General features: G+C 60.5%; 17 protein-coding genes, 1 tRNA gene and 1 pseudogene. 14 read left to right on the top strand and 5 right to left on the bottom strand.

The window, feature by feature from the left end:
- Positions 1 to 437: 437 nt before the first annotated feature.
- The 7 genes from Q7W51_08875 (at position 438) to Q7W51_08845 (ending at position 9825) form a co-directional block, all read left to right on the top strand.
- The gene (locus tag Q7W51_08875) at positions 438 to 2552 is read left to right on the top strand and encodes a DEAD/DEAH box helicase family protein (GenBank protein MDO8848481.1); all 2115 of its coding nucleotides are present in this window, start codon (positions 438 to 440) and stop codon (positions 2550 to 2552) included.
- Between the two features lie 16 nt (positions 2553 to 2568).
- Positions 2569 to 2760, top strand: a complete 192-nt coding sequence (locus Q7W51_08870; protein ID MDO8848480.1) for a hypothetical protein — start codon at positions 2569 to 2571, stop codon at positions 2758 to 2760.
- Positions 2757 to 4751: an AAA family ATPase gene (locus Q7W51_08865; protein ID MDO8848479.1), complete on the top strand. Its 1995-nt coding sequence runs from the start codon at positions 2757 to 2759 to the stop codon at positions 4749 to 4751. The genes Q7W51_08870 and Q7W51_08865 overlap by 4 nt, the downstream gene beginning before the upstream one ends.
- Position 4752: 1 nt before the next feature.
- A complete protein-coding gene (locus tag Q7W51_08860; protein ID MDO8848478.1) occupies positions 4753 to 5199 on the top strand; it encodes a hypothetical protein in 447 nt (148 codons plus the stop codon).
- The gene (locus tag Q7W51_08855; GenBank protein ID MDO8848477.1) at positions 5199 to 6398 is read left to right on the top strand and encodes a Fe-S oxidoreductase; all 1200 of its coding nucleotides are present in this window, start codon (positions 5199 to 5201) and stop codon (positions 6396 to 6398) included. Before Q7W51_08860 ends, Q7W51_08855 begins: the two co-directional genes overlap by 1 nt.
- A gap of 663 nt (positions 6399 to 7061) precedes the next feature.
- Positions 7062 to 8588 (top strand): hypothetical protein, encoded by a 1527-nt coding sequence (locus tag Q7W51_08850; protein ID MDO8848476.1) that lies wholly within the window; start codon positions 7062 to 7064, stop codon positions 8586 to 8588.
- Positions 8589 to 9222: 634 nt separating this feature from the next.
- Positions 9223 to 9825, top strand: coding sequence for a hypothetical protein (locus Q7W51_08845; GenBank protein ID MDO8848475.1), 603 nt, complete (start codon positions 9223 to 9225; stop codon positions 9823 to 9825).
- A gap of 233 nt (positions 9826 to 10058) precedes the next feature.
- Here Q7W51_08845 and Q7W51_08840 read toward each other — a convergent pair whose 3' ends face one another.
- A complete protein-coding gene (locus Q7W51_08840) occupies positions 10059 to 10553 on the bottom strand; it encodes a helix-turn-helix domain-containing protein (protein ID MDO8848474.1) in 495 nt (164 codons plus the stop codon).
- Positions 10554 to 10802: 249 nt separating this feature from the next.
- On the opposite strand from Q7W51_08840, the gene Q7W51_08835 reads away from it, so the two are divergent.
- The 3 genes from Q7W51_08835 (at position 10803) to Q7W51_08825 (ending at position 12563) form a co-directional block, all read left to right on the top strand.
- Positions 10803 to 11144 (top strand): hypothetical protein, encoded by a 342-nt coding sequence (locus tag Q7W51_08835; protein MDO8848473.1) that lies wholly within the window; start codon positions 10803 to 10805, stop codon positions 11142 to 11144.
- Positions 11145 to 11300: 156 nt separating this feature from the next.
- Entirely contained in the window at positions 11301 to 12389 is a 1089-nt protein-coding gene (locus tag Q7W51_08830; GenBank protein MDO8848472.1) for a site-specific integrase, read from the top strand.
- A 97-nt stretch (positions 12390 to 12486) separates the two neighbouring features.
- Positions 12487 to 12563: transfer RNA gene (locus Q7W51_08825), tRNA-Pro, on the top strand.
- A 229-nt stretch (positions 12564 to 12792) separates the two neighbouring features.
- On the opposite strand, the gene Q7W51_08820 is transcribed toward Q7W51_08825, so the two are convergent.
- The gene (locus Q7W51_08820; protein ID MDO8848471.1) at positions 12793 to 12999 is read right to left on the bottom strand and encodes a hypothetical protein; all 207 of its coding nucleotides are present in this window, start codon (positions 12997 to 12999) and stop codon (positions 12793 to 12795) included.
- 488 nt (positions 13000 to 13487) lie between these two features.
- Here Q7W51_08820 and Q7W51_08815 point away from each other — a divergent pair, with 488 nt between their 5' ends.
- On the top strand, positions 13488 to 13952 hold the full coding sequence (locus tag Q7W51_08815; protein ID MDO8848470.1) for a hypothetical protein: 465 nt from the start codon (positions 13488 to 13490) through the stop codon (positions 13950 to 13952).
- 303 nt (positions 13953 to 14255) lie between these two features.
- Here Q7W51_08815 and Q7W51_08810 read toward each other — a convergent pair whose 3' ends face one another.
- Both Q7W51_08810 and Q7W51_08805 read right to left on the bottom strand, forming a co-directional pair.
- Positions 14256 to 14498, bottom strand: coding sequence for a hypothetical protein (locus tag Q7W51_08810; protein MDO8848469.1), 243 nt, complete (start codon positions 14496 to 14498; stop codon positions 14256 to 14258).
- A 64-nt stretch (positions 14499 to 14562) separates the two neighbouring features.
- Positions 14563 to 14790 (bottom strand): DUF2905 family protein, encoded by a 228-nt coding sequence (locus tag Q7W51_08805; GenBank protein MDO8848468.1) that lies wholly within the window; start codon positions 14788 to 14790, stop codon positions 14563 to 14565.
- Positions 14791 to 15200: 410 nt separating this feature from the next.
- Between Q7W51_08805 and Q7W51_08800 the strand changes: the two are divergent.
- From Q7W51_08800 to Q7W51_08790, 3 genes and pseudogenes are all read left to right on the top strand, one after another.
- A pseudogene (locus tag Q7W51_08800) lies at positions 15201 to 15359 on the top strand (CsbD family protein).
- A gap of 382 nt (positions 15360 to 15741) precedes the next feature.
- On the top strand, positions 15742 to 15933 hold the full coding sequence (locus tag Q7W51_08795; protein MDO8848467.1) for a hypothetical protein: 192 nt from the start codon (positions 15742 to 15744) through the stop codon (positions 15931 to 15933).
- Between the two features lie 275 nt (positions 15934 to 16208).
- Positions 16209 to 16385: a CsbD family protein gene (locus Q7W51_08790; GenBank protein MDO8848466.1), complete on the top strand. Its 177-nt coding sequence runs from the start codon at positions 16209 to 16211 to the stop codon at positions 16383 to 16385.
- A gap of 5 nt (positions 16386 to 16390) precedes the next feature.
- Here the strand turns inward: Q7W51_08790 and Q7W51_08785 are convergent, their stop codons facing one another.
- Entirely contained in the window at positions 16391 to 17473 is a 1083-nt protein-coding gene (locus tag Q7W51_08785) for an alpha/beta hydrolase (protein MDO8848465.1), read from the bottom strand.
- Positions 17474 to 17531 lie beyond the last annotated feature (58 nt).

Here is a 17531-nt window from a genome sequence, read left to right as displayed (position 1 = left end):
GATGTGACGTCGCGCGAGCCGTACTATGATGCTTCGCTGCCCTCGGGTGGCGCAGATTCGGGCTGTAGCGCAGCTTGGTAGCGCACTTGACTGGGGGTCAACAGTCGTCCAGACGGGAACGCCCTGGCAGACAGGCAGAGATGCCATCTGCCAGGGCTTTGTTTTGCCCTCTCGGTCCACGCCCTCCCTTTCTTCAACTGGCTGTGGCGTACATCACTTCCCCTGTACAGCCCCAAGAATCGCCTGGAACGACCCCCCCCAGGCCCCCCCGAGGGTGATTTGTATTCGAAGGCGTTTTCGCGTGCGCGTAACATTTCGCGAAGGGGACTCCCGTATCGATGGCCGTGTCGGTGCGGACTGGTATCGTAGGGACGATGTGGGTGGGACACGACTCGCCCGCAACGCAACTCGCCCCACCATGCGGGATGGGAGCTCGGATGGGATTGCAGGGTTTGGACCTTCTCCGCAGCTACGATTCCGGAGAGATGGGCCGGTCGGTGCTGACCTCCTTCTACGTCCCGGCACTGTCTGCCTCACTGAGCTACGACCGGATTGCCGGGTTCTTCTCATCGACTTCACTAGCTGTGGCCGCGCGGGGCATCTCGGGGTTGCTCGAGAATGGAGGTCGCATCAGGCTGATTTGTTCGCCACGCTTGAGCAGCGCTGATGCTGTCGCACTAGCGGAGTTGTCGCGGGAATCGCTTGGCGAGCGACTTGGCGAGTTCATGCTCCAAGCACTCGACTTCGACACCCTGGGAGACATTCTTGCTCGTGACCACGTCCGTGCCATGTGCTGGATGCTCAGGAACGGCACGCTCGAGATGAGAGTAGCGGTACCCGCAGCCGCTGATGGCTCGGGGCTCTTCCATCAGAAGATTGGCATCCTCAGAGACGCCTCGGGTAATGAAGTGTCGTTCAGCGGCTCGATGAATGAGACTGCTTCTGGGTGGTTGGACAACCTTGAGCACTTCAAGGTCTTCCGCAGCTGGGAAGCGGTAGAGGCTGCATACGTGGCCGACGATGTCAGCCTGTTCGAACGCTACTGGAACGATGATGTCCCCGGTGCACGGGTCATGAGCGTCCCGGAAGCTGTGTCCCGCAAACTTCTCGAGTACGCACCGGATTCCCTAAGCGAGCTGCGCCTCGAGGCCTATTCTCCAGCGTCGGCAGTCTCCTCTTGCCCGGTTGGACTGTGGGAGCACCAACTTCGGGCGGTAGACGCATGGCTTGAGAGCGGGTGTCGCAAACTACTCCAAATGGCGACCGGGACGGGCAAGACAGTCACCGCCCTAGAGTGCGCGAGGCGCTACTCCGAAGCCAATCCCCACACTCTCCTCGTTATCTCTGTTCCGTATCAGCACTTGGCAACGCAATGGATGCGGGATGTGACCAGGTTCTTCCCGGGCGTGCCAACTGTCGTTGCTCACGGCGGAAACGCCAAGTGGAGAAGCTCGGTATTGGAGTGCGCCTCACGCGTCGCCTCCGGGACCCGGAGGGTCGGGGTGGTCGTCGCCGTCCAGAATACCGCTGCTGGCGACGATTTCCTGTCTGCCGTGGAGTTGGTGGGAAGGTCGCCGATTGCCGAAGCAATGCTGATAGGCGATGAGGTTCATGGACTCGGCGCCTCGAGATTACGCGCGGCGTTGTCGAGCAGTTACACCGCTCGACTGGGGCTAAGCGCGACGCCGTACAGGTGGTTCGACGACGAAGGCACGGCGGTTCTCGAGGACTACTTCGGGCACGAGCCATACTCCTTCATGATTGAGGAGGCTCTGAGGACTGTCATCCCCGGTACGTCCTTGACCATCTTGACCCCCTACACCTACAAGCCGCTGTTTGTATCACTAGAGGATGACGAGCTTGACGACTACGTGGCGCTGACGAAGAAGGCGGCGCAGGCGGGCTGGGCTTCGGGTGGGTCCGACGGCGATAAGTCGTTCGACGAGAGGTTCCTCTTCATGAGGGCGAGTGTGGTGAAGTGCGCGCGGCAGAAGCTGAATGCTCTGGACGATGTGCTTCAGGAGCTGGGTCCCGATGTGACTCGGCTCATCATCTACTGTTTTGACAGGCAACAGATGCTGGCGGTGGAGCAAGTCTTGGCTGGTCGTTGTTTGGTGTTCTCCGAGTTTACGGGTGCGGAGGGCACCAAGCCCGAAGCTCGATATGGTGGGATGAGCGAAAGGGAGTTCTTGCTGGAGAAGTTCGGGAGCGGCGACATTCCCGTGCTGATTGCCATGAAGTGTCTCGACGCTGGCGTTGATGTGCCGTCAGCGCGTGTTGGGTTGATTCTCGCAAGTTCGACCAACCCAACGGAGTTCATCCAGCGGAGAGGACGCCTACTTCGAAGAGCTCCTGGAAAGCATAGAGCCGTCATCTATGACGTGCTCGTCAGGCCGGGGCTTGGTGAGTCTGGCGATGCCCAACTGCGAGACGTGGAAATCAGACTGTTCAGGAAGGAGTTGGAGCGACTGAATGAGTTCGCATCCACTGCGGAGAACGGCGCAGAAGTGCACGCCAGAGTGCTAGGCGAGCTTGGGCAACTGTTGGACTAGTGACTGTGAGGATGGGATGAGCGACAAGTCGATAATCGAGAAGATTGAGCAGCTTGCTACTGACCCTGGCGTCAAGGAGTGTCTGCTCGAGCTAGTGGATTTCGAGCAGGGGTCCGAGAGCGGTCGCTCGTTCAAGAGCGAGTACAAGATGCTCTTGCAGAAGCACCTCCCCAGCGGACAGTCCTCTGCGAGCGGAGGCGCGCAATGAGGTTGGCCAAGATTCGCATACGGAACTATCGCCAGTATCGCGACCTGGAGCTGCCGAAGGACGGTGAGCTGAGTCAAGCTACGCTCCTGGTGGCCCACGTGGGAGCGGGGAAGACAAACCTGCTCAACGCAATCAACTGGTGCCTCTACGATGAGGAGCTCTACGCCGTCGACGGCAATAGGAGCCTGCCCTTCGTGAACAAGGGGAGGTTAGGGGAGGGTCTGCAACCGGGAGAGGAGCCGGAGGCTTCGGTCCAGCTTCTCTTCATGCTAGACGACCGAACTTCGGTGCGTATTACCCGGAAGCGGGCGTTCAGGGTTGTGGGTCCCACTCACGTGGAGCCGAAAGGCAAGTCGGAGTTGACGGTTCAGTTGAGTCAACCGAACTCCGACTGGACAACCCTCGGGCAGGACGAGGCCAGGGAGTGGGTCGAGAGATACCTCCCCAATCGCATCCGCCCTTACTACATGCTGAACCTTGAGCGCATGCAGCAGTTCATTCATGACACCGAATCAGACAAGGTCCAGCAGGCTGTCTTGTCCATCGCACAGATTGACGTGCTCGAGCGGCTCATCAAGCGGCTGGGGGACGTGAGACGAGACTGGTTCAGCGTCTCTGGCGGCGGGGCGGGCGAACACTTGGAACGCCTGGCCAAAGATGTGAGTGACTACACGGATAGAGTTCAGAACCTCGACGAGGCAATCGCCAAGAAGACTGATGCAGTCGACTCTCTGGCTGCAGAAATCGCGGAGCTTGATGCCAAGCTCGAAGTGCATCAGGACGCCTACGAGGCGGACCTGAAGCTGAAGGCGGCCCGGTCTGGTCTGGCTGAAGCAGAGCGCAACTACGTCGCTCTAGAGGAGCAGCTCAGGACGACAGTAGCTGCCTCCGCCGGATTCGTGTTGGCGCAGGATGCGCTGGTCAAAGCCGAGCGGTTGGTGGCGACCGAGAAGGCCGCGCACAGGTATCCTCCCCCAATCGATGCGGAGTATCTAAGAGAGCTACTGTCTCCATCAAGGCAGTCGTGCATCTGCCGCAGGCCGCTGACACCAGGCACCACAGAGTACGCCGAGGTCGAATCGCTCTTGCCCGAGAAGATGCGTGTTGGGGAGCTCGGACAGTTCCTGATGGAGCATGAGAGCGGGATAGCGGTTGGGCGAGACCGAGCCGCGACCTTCCAGCGTCAGACCTCGCAAGTCCGAGAACAGATGTCCACCCTGGACTCGGAAATTGCGAGGTGCCAAAACGCTGTAGTGGAGCACGGCAACACTCTCGATGCGCTGGGCGGAGTCAACCCCGAGGTGGGCCTTGTCAAGGACCAGAGGGCGAAGGCCCAGCACCTGCTGTCGGACGCTGACAAGGCCATAACCTCCGACAAGAAGGACAGAGACAGCGCGCAGGCACAGCTTGAGAAGACCGAAAAGGCTTACAAGCTTGAGTTAAGGAAGGACGCTTCAAGACAGAAGACTGCTGCATCCCTGGAATTCACCGAAAGGTGCCTGGATGCCGCCGAGCAGGTCTATGAGGACCTGCTCGGAACCGCTCGGGCGAGGGTCTCTGGGGCTCTAGACACGGCCTTCAAGCACATGATGGTATGGAAGGGCGAGACTTACACCGCGGCGACGGTGGATGACGACTATCACGTATCCGTGGACACGTCGGATGGATGGGAAGCTACTGGCAGCCTGAGTGGTGGAGAGAATGTGTGCCTCGCCATAGCGTTCGGCCAGGCGCTGGGGGAGGTATCCGGTTTCGATAGCCCTCCGCTCATCTTCGATAGTCCGCTCGTGAACCTGGACCCGTCAACACGAGTCAGCGTTGCAGAGAGCATTGGGGAAAACCTGAAGGACCGGCAGCTCGCCCTGCTTATGAAGCCCGGCGAATTCGATGATGCTGTCATCACAGCACTGAGGGCTTCACTACCTGCCCTGAAGGTCATGGACATGGCCTTCGACCAACGAGAACAGTCCACGAGTGTGACGGAGCGCTGAGATGGAGAGCAACGAAGCAACCAACCTGTACGTGGAAACCGACAAGAAGGCGCTCTTCGGCATCCTGGTCCAGGCCTTGTCTACAGAAAAGTCGAGAGCCGAAAACAAGGAGGCCTTCCTACTGGCCGCCTCGTACGGTTTCAGAATGTCGACCTCCAAGCCTCTGGGTCGCAAGGATAGCTACATCAAGACAAGCGGCTTGAGCGCAGCCGACCGCGGACTGATGGCGGCGATTGGACTCGCTAGTCAACCCTCGAGCTCTCCGCCCAGCATGAATGAGTGCTATGCGATTGCGGAGACCTACGCCAATGCAGGTATCGACATGCTGGAGGAGAAGCTCGCGGACATGGACGTCTTCCGCTTCTGGCTCAACGCGCAGGTCTTCACGGCCGCGAGCGAGTCAGAAGTTCAGTGGCCGTTCGCCCGGCAGGACGGGCAGGGAGAGTAGTGGCGCAGGTACTTCTGGTCCAGCCCCGTTTTCCGGTTCCCAGGAAGAGCCACTTCCACAGAGACTATCTGCCAGTCGGGCTCCTGAAGATTGGCGCCTGGCGCAGAAGCCTAGGCGACGACGTGAAACTTGTCGTCTGGGGTGACCCGCTTGACGGATTCACACCGGATGAGGTGTACGTCACATCACTGTTCACATTCTGGTCTGAGTACGTGCGCGAGGCCGTCCAAGGCGCTCGGAGCTTGTTCCCAGGTGCGTTGATTAGGGTTGGAGGAATCTACGCATCGCTGGCGCCGAAGGAGTGCAAGGAGTTCACGGGATCTGACGAGGTTCATGAAGGCATACACCCGGAGGCAGAGGCCGAGGCACCTGCTTTTGACCTGGTGGAGACTGACTACCAGATAGTCCACGCATCTCGTGGCTGTGTTCGTCGGTGTGACTTCTGCGGCACTTATCGAATCGAGCCAAAGTACAAGGCGAAGAAGACCATCAAGAACGAGATTGTTAAGCCCAAGGTGGTGTTCTATGACAACAACCTCCTTGCGAATCCCCACATCGAGAACATCCTTGAGGAACTTGCGGATTTCCGGCTGGACGGGAGGGTCATAAGTTGCGAGAGCCAGAGCGGGCTTGACGGCCGGATACTACAGGAGAAGCCTCACCTAGCGGCCCTGTTGAAGGCTGCGAGGTTCCGCAATGCCCGCATCGCTTGGGATGGCCCCTTGGCGGATGATGAGAACATCCTCACCCAGCTCGACATTCTGCGAGATGCCGGTTACTCAAACCGCCAACTGCAGGTGTTCATGCTGTACAACCATGACCGAGCTCCAGAGGAGGTCTTTGCAAAGGTCGAGCAATGCTCTGAGTGGGGCGTACAGGTGTCCGATTGCCGGTATCGGCCGCTGGATAGGTACGTGGATGGCTACGACCCACGCGCCAAGAGCCAGACCCGGGACGAGTACTTCTTGGCGGATGGGTGGCGAGATGAGCAGGTTAGGGGACTAAGGCGCACGGTCAGGCTCAACAACATCTGCATTCGATATGGCATCCCACGAGAACGGTATAGCTCCCAGCTCGAGCGCATTCCGCGGGCCGCGAGAAGTGCCGCAGCGGCAAGCCTTGGCCTTGACGCGTCGTCTCATGAAGAGGACGAGATTAGGGCAATCAACACGACACTACTAGGTGGCAGGAAGAAGTAGAGGATGTGCCCGAACGTACTCGACATTCTTCCCCTGATGCCGGTAGGTGTTCGAGTTGCCGACTTCCCCCGACGAGGGTATCCGCTTGCACCCTACGCCTTGGCACCATTCCTGACAGACGCCGAATGCATGCTTCCTTGCGCCGGTCTCGACCCGTCCAAGCATTATCTCTACCTATCTGAGCTCGATGCCTCGTACTGGAGCTCGGGGCTCGGTCTCCGCCCTGACGAGGCCGTCCGTCTGATTGAGGTCCAGCTAGCGCGTTCCGGATACGCCCTGCTGCGGGAGCTGGGAGACACTCGGCTTGGTGCTTACGCGAGTGCTGAATCCTTGGGGCGCCTGACACTCTCATCAGCCACCCTGGGCGTGCTGCACGGCGCTGGGCTGCTTGATTCACGGCGGGCGTTGCTCGCGACGAGGATTGAGTTTCTGCTCCGTCTTCCGGGATTCGGCCCACGCTGTCTGCTAGACCTCCTTGCGGGTCTTGAGCTTTGGGGCTTTGGTGCCGCTTTCGCGGTGGCTGCGGCGGACGCACGGAGACTGTGTACCGAGATGCTCGGGAGTTTTCGCAATGGGGAGGCGCCTACAGTAGGTGACCCTCGGTTTGGGCGACAGGTCAACGAGTTGTGCCGAGTGACAGGGCTGCATGAGGCGTCCTTGGGGGTGCTTCTGAATCGTGTTGCCGAGATTTCTGAACAGCTGCCGTATGAGAGGCTGCAGGCGACGAACCACCTGCTCGATGCGCTCAAGTCGGGCATGCAAGAGGCCCAGGCGCTCACCCTAGAGGAGGAGTTCACCGCAATCCTGGAGTCTTTCTCTGAGAAGTCCAGGAATATTCAGGTCACGGTGCACAGATACGGTCTTGACGGGACACCGCCTGAGGGGCTCGAGACTGTGGGGCAGCGCTTCGGGGTGACCCGCGAGAGGGTGCGTCAGATAGTGTATCGATTCGAGTCGAGTTTGGAGAGACTCGAGACCTGGAATCGGACGCAGCACTTCGCGGTCTATGCCCCGGTCTTGGATAGCGCGATTGCCCTTGTAAGGGACCGCAAGCTGACTCGACTGGAAGCGCCGGTTGCCCTTGCGCAAGAGGGTGTCACTTTGAACCCGTTCAGCATTGACAGTCTCGAGAAGGCATCCGCGCTACTCGGGCGGAGCTGCGGCTTTGGTGAGGAGACAGCGTTAGAGCTCCCGGTGGCGGTACATCGCATCTCCGCGTACCTGACAACGAGGCGAGGCGCTCTGACTGTAGAGGAGCTCGGTAGAGCGCTCGAAGCTGAGCTCGGAATGCAGCTGGGTGAGGCCTCGTTGAGGAGGTTCGTGGACGCAGACCCTGAGGCTTCGTGGCTCGACGCAGACTGGTACTGGATACCCAGCGCCGGGAGGAATCGGGTACTGAATCGGATGCGAAAAGCGGTCTCTACTGCTGAGATAGTGAGCTTCCACGACCTGCGAAATGCAGTCCGCCGAGACCGCAGAATGGCGAACTACGCACCCCCCTCGAGCGTCCTCAAGGCGCTCTGCATGACGCAGGAGTGGGTTGAGGTCGACGGGGACCATGCTCGTCCGAGAGGAATACGACCGGCCGAATGTATGGAGGGCGCGGAGCTTGGTATTGCGCTGACTCTCCTTGAGTTCGGACCGGCGATGCGCGCCCAGGATATAAGGGCCGTGGTCGAGTCGGAGACTGACTGCAGCGGCCAGCGGTTCCACCAAGTCCTGATGAACTCTGCATGCATCACCCGGTACGCCAGGGGTGTGTACGGTCTGAGGGGTCGTGAGGTCTCCGCTTTGGAACTCTACGAGTTGGCTGTCAACCCCGGGACAGTCCGACCAGATGCCGTGGCACAGGGGTTCGGTCAGGTCGATGAGGGCGGCTTCTGGCTGGCCTATCGACTTAGCGCAGCGAGCCTCAGGCGCAGGGACTTGCCTGTGCCTAAACGCGCAAGAGGCCTACTGGACGGAAAGTACATCCTTGACGACATCCTTGATGGGCGCCCTGTTGAGTTCACGGTTGATGGACGACTAGTCAGCGGCATAGGTCCGGCGCTCGCGCAGTGGGGGGTGGAGGTAGGTGATTGGCTTCTCCTAGTATTCGAAACCTCCGAGATGAAGGTCGCCGGATTCGCTGGGGACAGAGACCTGATAGCGGAGCGTGTCGAGGACCTGCGGGACGGGCAGGGTGAGTAGGAAGCCCGGTCCATGTGCATGCTCGGGGTCGTGCCAAAATGCCGAAACTGTAGGAAACGTCCGTATAATGGAAGACACCAGGGCGGTACGACGAGACTCGAATGGATTGGAGGAACGAGCTGTTAGTGGGCAAGTCAATGCATCGTGCCGTCTGGGAAATCCGCACATGATGAAGGGATGGAGTCCGTGGGAAAAGGCGGGTCTGGCTATTCGCCAGGGGTGATGACGGTTCAGGAAGCGGCTGACTACCTCAGAATCGGTCGCAACACGTGCTATCAGGGTATTCGACGAGGGGAGATTCCGGCGCTTAGAATCTGCGGCCGGATACTACTGTCCAAAGCGGCAATCGACAGCATGTTGGCGTGTTCGGGTGACCCTGGACACTAGTGTGACTGCATCGAACGAGCGCTTATTGACCGCGGCTGAGGCGAACGCGGCACCGACTACCAAGCGAGTCCAGCGACCACCGAATGAATGCGATACTGCGAGCCTTGCGAGCGCGTCCCAGACGCGCTTTTTCTATGCCCGCTCAGAGCTCCTGGAAGCTCGGTCAAGGCTCAATCTCAACCGAAACGAACTGCTGGTGTACCTGTTGCACTGCAGAGGCTACACGCCAGTTCAGAGAGTATCGCTCATGGGCGAGAAGGCTGCTCGAGAGCGTTTGTGGTTGACGAAGAAGCCATGGCGTCAGGCGACGGAGGGGTTGGTGAAGAAGGGTCTAATTATGGAAATGTCGAACGTCCGGTTCATTTCGCCGAGGACAATCGTCGGCTGTCCCGCCGCCCCATTCGACGGAACGGCTTCGGATGAAGAAGTCCTGCCGAGATTGCAGGACCGACACGCATATCGTGGACTCGGGAGCGCAGAACTGGTCAAGATGCCGTGGCGTCTATTGGATGGTCGAGGCGGCACAGAACCTGTCCTGGCGGAGGTTCAGGACGTCGCGGGACTTGTCATCCTACTCGCAATGTACCTGGTGGCCGCGGGGGACGGCCTGCTCCCCAGAGTGGCAGCGTGCCTCGAGCCTGATATGTACCTGAGACACGGTATCGCGGGCATGGTTCCGCACTTGTCGCTGGGCCTTTCGTCTGGCGAAATCGCTCATGCGCTGAGAGGTCTGCTTGACATCGGGTTGGTCTACCCGCTCTGCGAGGACAGCAGGGACAGGCACGTACTGCAACTGTTCCATCCACTGGAGGCGCCAGCTAACGAGGCTGAGCCGACCACGGCTCTCTAGCTCCCATAAGAACTAAGGAACTGAAGAACAGACGGACACAAGGACGTGGAACCAGGAACAGACTGGACTGGAGAACGAAGGCACTCCAAAACTCGAGTGTGTCACTGTTACCGACCCATCTCCGTGCCGGGTTTCTTGTCTCTTGACTCTACTGCCGGCCTGCCAGCGCTTTTCCGCTCTAGGACGGTCGATGCAGCCATGCGGTGTCATTGTTCGGTAGTCCTCCGAATGACTCACTTGGCTGTGACGTCGCGGCCACCCGGCACCCGCTGCGCGTCTTCCAGGCTGTCCAACCAGTCCTCCAGGTCGCCGACGCTGACTCGGAGGTATCCGCCCAGCTTTCGCAGTGGCAGGCCAGCCCTCACCGCTGGCGCGGGGTCTCGCTTGCTGCCGTAGAGCCATCCGGTGGAGACTCCGAGCAGTGATGCTACCTCAGGCGGCGATAGGAGAATCCTCCTAACGGAGGACACCTCTTCCGCGGCAGGCGAATGGGGGCCGGGCCAGGCGCGCGCTGCGTGAGGCCTTCCGACCGCCGGGTCCAACTTGCGCGCGCGAACCCTCAGGTATCCGCCGACCTTAATGACGGGGACGCCAGCTCGTCTCGCAGCGCCACTGTAGAACCAACGGATGGACACACCGAGTTGCTGTGCAGCGTAGTCGGCGGACAGCAACTGCATGTCCTCCAGGTACTGCTTTCGAAGCAATCCCAACCCACCAGCAGTAATCATGGCTCCTCCTATGGAGGCTCGGCCAGTGCGCGTGGTGGGCCCTGCAATCATCCGCTGCAGCGCCAAGGCTGTCCAGCCCGGGTGCCTGTGCACAGACAACGAAGAAGGTGATTCATGAGCTCCAAGGCGCGAAGACACGAGTGCGAGCATTGTGGGGACCCGTATCAGCCTCGCAGCAAGGCGCAGAAGTACTGCTCACTAGTCTGCCGAGCTACAGCGTCGAAGACGCATAGGAGGGCGAAGCGTCGCGTGGCTGCGGGGGAAAGGACCGAGGCACAGCGACAGGCAAGCCACCTCCAGTACGAGGCGGGGAAGGAGGACATGCGCCTTCGAATCGGTATGGCGGCGTGCCTGAGGGCTGAGGACACCGGCGATAAGGTGGCTGCGAGGCAGGCGGCGAACGCCCTGCTTGTACCGTACGAGAGGCCCAAGGCTTGCAGGGGCTGTGGGCTTCGACCCAAGGATGGGGTTATCGAGGCTCATCACGACGACTACTTCAAGCCACTGCAGGTTAGGTACCTTTGCCGTTCATGTCATCGAGAGGCGCACACAAGGCTGCTCGACGAGCAGGCTCAACAACACGTGGCATGAGGCCAGGTTGGAAGACGAAGCGCCAAGCGCACGTGGTGGCGAAGCGCAAAGCGCACGTGGCGACGAAGCGCAAACCGCATGTGGTGATACGATGGAGGGGCCAGGGCAGCCTGGCCCCTTTCCCGTCTGGACGACGAACTCGAAAGGGGTAGTGCATTGACAATCGAAAAGCGGGCAAGTGGCAAGTATCGCGTTCAGATATGGGATTCAACACTGTGTCGAAAGGTTCACGTCGGCACGTATCCGTCCCTGGCGGCCGCCAAGAACGCAGGGCGTCAGGCGGAGATTGCACTCAGGACGCAGGGGTTCATCGTCAAGCCGAAGGACACAACCCTGAGAGAACTGTGCACGACGGTCCTTCGGGAGAGTGCTCAGCTGCGTTCGACAAGCCGAGACTGGTACGCCCACGCGCTCAAGCCAGCACTCCGCTTCTTTGGCGAGGGGCAGAGCGTGCGGAGAATGACACGCGAGAGTGTGCAACAGTACGTTGCGTGGCTGAAGCGCTCCGGAAAGGCCGACAAGACGGTGAACGGCTACGTCAAGGCGCTTGGCACTGTGCTGGAACACGCCGTCGAATCGGGATACTGCGACGCAAACCCGGTGCGCAAGCTGCGGAATCTCCCTGCTGACAAACGGCGAGTGGGATACGTTCGAGTGCTGACCCGCGAGGAGCACCAGCGCCTAGTTGGTGCCGCTGATGACGGCTATCGCGTGATGTTCAGCGTATGGCCGTTCATTGGCCTGCGACGAAGCGAGATGCAGGGCCTGCTCTGGGAGGATGTCGACCTGGAGTCCGGATACCTGCACGTGCGTCGGCAGCTTCGTGAGGACAGTACCCTGGACGTGAACCTGAAGACGCAGAAGGCCTTCCGCGCAGTGAGGTTGTCGACCAGGGTAGTCGCCGAGCTAGGGCGCTGGAAGGTGGAGTGTCCAGCGACTCCGTTGGGGTTGGTGTTTCCAACTCCGAAGCGACTGCCCCAGTCCAGTAGGTCGCAGTTCTACAAGGTCTGGAAGCGGGCGTGTGCGGCGGCTGGACTGGTGGGCGTGCATCCGCACGACATGCGTCACACCTTCGCGACGTGGAACCTGGAGGCAGGGGAGAACCCCGTGTGGGTGGCGGCTCAGATGGGACACGAGAAGCCCTCGATGACTCTTGATACGTACTCACATGTCTTGTCGGGGCATCACGATGCAGGTGGGCTCAGGGTCGAGCAGTGGTACGACAGGCAGGTTTCCGTGGCATAGACAGGGGAGTGTTCGCCCCCTATACTTCCCCATGCGGCTTTGGTCGGCCGTCGACCTGTGGTCCCATTAGGGGGTTTCCGCAGGTCATCATTATCATCGGGCTGTAGCGCAGCTTGGTAGCGCACTTGACTGGGGGTCAAGGGGTCGCAGGTTCAAATCCTGTCAGCCCGACCAACTCTTGACAGGGCAGTCATTCTGACTGCAACTGACGAAGGAACGGGACTCCGAAAGGGGTCCCGTTCCTCGTTCCAGCCAGAAGTGACCGAAGGATTCTCAATACCACTTCAGAAGCCGGCGCCCTCGTGAGTCGGCTTCTGCGTTTGTGAGACTCGGCAACCCAACAGCGAGCCGAAGAGCGTTCAGACACACTACCTAGGGCGCGCTTGGAGTGTTGCTCGATCTCCTAGGGGTTCATCGTGCCGTTGCCTTGATCGCCACCCGAACCGTCGTTGTCCATCATGTCGTCGCCTGACCCGCCGTTATCCATCATGTCGCCCCCGTCATCTGAGCTGCCGTCCGAGTTGTCTACGCTCAAACAACCAACGATCGTCGCCGTCAGCAGCGCTGTCAGACAGATTGTGATGATGACCATCATTGTGCGTCGGTGCATGGCTACTCCCTTCATATCGTGAGTACGTACCCACTTCTGAACGGTTCGAGATGGGCGATTCTCCAGGTGCTCGATCGACTCAAGGTCGATATCTCCAGCGGGACTTGCAGTACTGCTGGTCGCCACAATTACCAGAGTGTCTCCGGCTCCCGCAGCATCAAGGGCTGGGAGCCGAGCTGCTGACCTCCACGGACTCCTAATCCCAAGGTCACGCTTCACTTGACACATGCAGCAGTTACAAACGCGTCCACGAAGTCCGGCCAACGCATTTCGAGGCACCCTTCGGGGTGCCTCGTTTCGCTCACCTGCCGGAACGCAGGCAAACCTGAACCGAGGCCCCTTTCGCCTATGGCCCTGGAGCGGCCGGACGCGGTCCCGCGAGTGCGCAGGTGGCAGGTAGGCTCGCCATGGCGGGCCATCTTCGTAGGTAGGCCGTCGACCGATACGGGAAGAGAGGAACAGTAGCCGAATCGGCTGTGGGGGCATGTATGGAGGCTGACATCGCGGGGCGGACATCCGAGTCGCAGCAGCGCCGCAAGTACAAGATCCACTGGCACGTAGTGCTGGTTCACTTCCCGGTGAGCGCTCTTGCCGGTGCTTTCTTATTCATGGCGCTGCACCTGATCACCAAGAACCCCTGCCTGGATTATGCGGCGTTCATCACGCTCCTGGTCTCGGCAATCGTCCTCATCCCCGTCACCCTGAGCGGATGGTTCACCTGGAAGTACCGCTATGGAGCGTCAAAGATCAAGCTGTTCAGAATCAAGATCTGGACGGCCGTCGCGATGATTCCTCTGAGCCTCGCATTGGTGGTCTATCATGCCCTCTACCCGTTCGACGTACTGGACGCGGCCCACGTGCTGCCCCACGCGCTCTACTTCGCCGGCGTGACGCTGCTGATGGCGGGGGCTTTCGTGGAAGGCTTCTGGGGTGGCCGGCTCAACCATAGGTAGCCGGGGCAGTACTACGAGTACCTCTACCGCAGCACGGATACGGCGTACTGGCGGCAGTTCGACATCGCCGACCTCGACGGCGAGAAGGAGCCCGATCTGTCCCTCGAGGACGTCTGCGCCTACTACCAGGAGCGCAGCGACAAGCTCGAGTTCGCCACCGACCGCGATGCGCGGATGCTGACCTTGAAGGACGGGAAGCACAGTGTGACGATCGCTTTCTATGAGGGCGGCCGTCGTGGCGTGCTGGAGATCGGCTGAGACTGGAAGGGGTGGCACCACCGCCGCGAAGGCATGATTCTCACTTCACTTGACACGTGCAGCGGTTACAGATGCGGCTGCTAAGTCCGACCAGCGCATTCGACGGAGTCCCGAAAGTTCAACGTGATCGTCCTCTAGAGTCGTCAGCCCGTAGGACTGGTTATCGTTGCGATACTCTGTGTTGCCGACGCGCAACAGCGTGCGATCGAGCACGCCGACGACGAGCGCGGTGACCAGGCGGCGATCAAGCTCTGGTCGGCGCAGCTCCCGGTCGACCTTCTCTTTCACGCTCGTCGTCTTCGCACCGCCTGTCGATTCTCGCTAGCGCGAGTTCCCCCCTGCCGCAGTTTCGTTACTTGTTGAAGAAGCGCAGGAGTAGGTTGAGCACGACCGTGAGTAGGAGCGAGAGTAGGATCGATGTCGCGATCGACACGTAGCAGCCCCAGCCGGCACCGTTGAGGCGAATGTCACCGGGCAGCGTCCCGAGTCCCATGCGCCCGCCCAACCACAGAAGCGCGCCAAGTACCAGCATCGAGATGCCAGCGATCTGGATGATTCGTCCTATGGTCTGAAGGTCCATCGCGAATCAACTCCCAACCGCGGAGCCTGGCGCGGCGTCACGTACGTACCTGCAGAGCTCCCCGCTCGGATACTCATTGATGAGAGGTTCGAGTCCGTCGTCGTTACCGAGCTGAAGTAGATCTTGGCTCGGGTCATCGCACACACGGTTGCTAGTGTATGGATCATGGTCGGCCACGGGCTTCATGGCGCCCTCTCGTCATGTCAGGCGGCTTCGTTCCGGCCGGCTACTCGAGTCTACCCCCGGCGACCCGCTGGCAACCGGCCCCACGCCGAGGCGGCGCAGCACTTCCTGAATGCGACCTTCGGGGTGCGTGGCTTCGTTTACCTGCGGGAATGCTCGCGACATGGACTCGAGCGCACGACTGGGAACATACCGACTATGCGTTCGCTCGACGGAGAGAGGTCACGATGGGATTCGACGACAAGATCAAGGATGCGGCTGAAGAAGCCGTAGGCAAGGTGAAGGAATGGGTCGGAGACAAGACCGGCAACGAACAGCTCGAAGCAGAGGGTAAGCGTGATCAGGCAGTCGCGAAAACCAAGGAGGCAGTCGAGGCCGTGAAGGACGACCTCGGCGACAAATTCGACGACGCGCGCGACGGGGTGAGCGAGAAGGCCGGGAGTCTGAGCGACAAGGTGGCCGACAAGGCCACTGCAGTGAAGGAGCGGGCAGACAGCTAGCCGTCTGACTGCTGGTCCGCGGTGGGGGGCATGGCCATGCCCCGGCACATCGCAGAGAACAAACGCGGCCGGTAAGCCCGACCACAAGGGGACACCAGAAGCGACCCCTTGTCGATGTCGCGTCCCCGCGGCGGAGTCAACATTCGCGCTCCGCGCCCGGTGCCGTATTCGGGTAGAAACAACGATGCGACTGTTCGCGCTGGAATGTGCCAACGCGGAGCGTCCAAGGCTCAAGTCCTTCCAGTCCCAGGTATCGGAGGCGACAGAAGTGGCCGAAGCGAAGAAGGCTGCCGACAGTAAGATCGCCGAAGCGAAGAAGGTTGCCGACAGCAAGAAGGCCGAAGCGAAGAAGGCTGCCGCCAGTAAGAGGGCCGACGCAAAGAAGGTTGCCGACAGTATGAAGGCCAACGCCAGAAAGAAGGCTGCCGACAAGAAGAAGGCTGCCGACAAGAAGAAATAGTGCGTGTATTGATGGGCTGCTACGGGGGGAGTAGCGGAGTTCGCTTCCCACGGCTACAAACCGGCCTAACAAGCCCGACCAGCGTACTCAGCGGGGTCCCGAATGGGGCCCCGTTTCGTTTGGCACAGGACCCTCCAGGGAGTGGAGACCGCAGCTCGAACATGCTGAGTCGGCCGTCTGGTGATTGCCACGCCGCTGCGATCGTCTTCAGTGCTGCGAAATCGGGGTAGAGGCTACTAAACGGACACCGCGACTTGCCGAAAGGGGCGAGGATGATGGGTGAGCACAAGGCGGAAGAGACCATTGGCCGACTGAAGGAAGCCGTCGGCGACGCGACGGGAGACAAGAGCCTGGAGCGAGAAGGCAAAGTAGACCGCGCCAGTGCGGCGACCAAGAAGACGGTCGACAAGGCAACGGATGCCGTGAAGAACGTCGTCAAGCCGAACGAGTAGCGCCGTTACTCCGGGTCCGCGAGCCCGTTTACGCCTGCCAGTACATCCGTCCGCAGTATCTCGCACGTCTTCGTCGGCTCCTCGAACAGCGGGCTGTGCGCCGACTGCTCGAACGTGTAGAAGCCCTTCAGCGGCGCGTCCAGCTGTTCGTAGTAGGCCTTTGCCAGCGGGTACGAGACGGTGTAGTCGTACGCGCCGTGCAGGAAGTAGACGGGGATCTCCAGCCGTGTGACCTTCTTCGTCAGGTCCGTGGCCAGCTCCGTGTTCCACAACCGGCTGCCGGAGAAGATCTTGCCACGCCACATGCCGACCTTCTCGCCGAGCGTGTACTCGGGGCTTCGGAAGGACTCCAGAAGCAGACCGGTGACGATCGAGCGCATGTCGTGAATCGTGCCGATGCCCAGTTCGTGCATCGCGACATCGCGGACCGAGCTGTACTCGTTCGAAAGCGGAACCGAGTCGCCGACTGGCGCCGCTTCCAGCTTCCGTGCCATGTCCGCGTTCCCGTTTGACTTGAACCGCTCGAGCATGTAGTCGTACGCCAGCTGCTCGGAGCGGAGTTGGTAGGACATCTGGGCAACGCCGATGTAGGCGCGGTACTTCTCCGGTGCGCGCGCGGCCGCCTGGATGCCGATGAAGGTCCCTCCCGAGTGCCCCATGAGGTAGATCTTGTCCTGGCCGAAGCGCTCGCGGAGGTAGTCGGTCATCGCCAGCGTGTCGGCCACGATCTGCTCCGCGGTCAGAGACTCCGGTGCCATGTCGGGGCTGTAGGACAGGCCCGAGCCGCGCTGCTCCCACCAGACCACGACGAAGTCCTCGTCGAGACCCGTGGGGTAGCGCTCGGTCAGGAAGTAGTCGGGCATGCCGCCATGGAGGTAGAGCAGCACGGGCTTGCTCGCGTCCTTGGCCTTGATGAACATGCCCTGCTCGACACCGTTGATGGTGACGCGGGTCTTCTCCGAAATGCTGCCCGGAAGCGGCTTCCCGTTGTCATCGAGAAACGGCGTCGGCCGTCCGGGACTCAGGAGCAGCAAGACGCCCACAAGAACGAGCACCGAAGCCAGCAAGACGGAGATGGCGATCGACATCACGCGCCCGGCCTTTCGTGCGAACGTTCGGACAGATAGGTCACGGCGTGTGAGTCGC

Source organism: Coriobacteriia bacterium, assembly GCA_030652115.1.
Taxonomy (GTDB): domain Bacteria; phylum Actinomycetota; class Coriobacteriia; order Anaerosomatales; family Anaerosomataceae; genus UBA6100.
Note: the sequence above shows the minus strand (reverse complement) of the source record. Positions and strands in the feature narration are given on the sequence as shown.

Bases quoted from the DNA above. Each gene is read 5' to 3' on its own strand.
- Q7W51_08860 (MDO8848478.1), top strand. From the start codon at position 4,753: ATGGAGAGCAACGAAGCAACCAACCTGTACGTGGAAACCGACAAGAAG.
- Q7W51_08785 (MDO8848465.1), bottom strand. From the start codon at position 17,473: ATGTCGATCGCCATCTCCGTCTTGCTGGCTTCGGTGCTCGTTCTTGTG.
- Q7W51_08840 (MDO8848474.1), bottom strand. From the start codon at position 10,553: ATGATTACTGCTGGTGGGTTGGGATTGCTTCGAAAGCAGTACCTGGAG.
- Q7W51_08875 (MDO8848481.1), top strand. From the start codon at position 438: ATGGGATTGCAGGGTTTGGACCTTCTCCGCAGCTACGATTCCGGAGAG.
- Q7W51_08805 (MDO8848468.1), bottom strand. From the start codon at position 14,790: ATGGACCTTCAGACCATAGGACGAATCATCCAGATCGCTGGCATCTCG.
- Q7W51_08820 (MDO8848471.1), bottom strand. From the start codon at position 12,999: ATGCACCGACGCACAATGATGGTCATCATCACAATCTGTCTGACAGCG.
- Q7W51_08815 (MDO8848470.1), top strand. From the start codon at position 13,488: ATGGAGGCTGACATCGCGGGGCGGACATCCGAGTCGCAGCAGCGCCGC.
- Q7W51_08845 (MDO8848475.1), top strand. From the start codon at position 9,223: ATGGGCGAGAAGGCTGCTCGAGAGCGTTTGTGGTTGACGAAGAAGCCA.
- Q7W51_08870 (MDO8848480.1), top strand. From the start codon at position 2,569: ATGAGCGACAAGTCGATAATCGAGAAGATTGAGCAGCTTGCTACTGAC.
- Q7W51_08790 (MDO8848466.1), top strand. From the start codon at position 16,209: ATGGGTGAGCACAAGGCGGAAGAGACCATTGGCCGACTGAAGGAAGCC.
- Q7W51_08865 (MDO8848479.1), top strand. From the start codon at position 2,757: ATGAGGTTGGCCAAGATTCGCATACGGAACTATCGCCAGTATCGCGAC.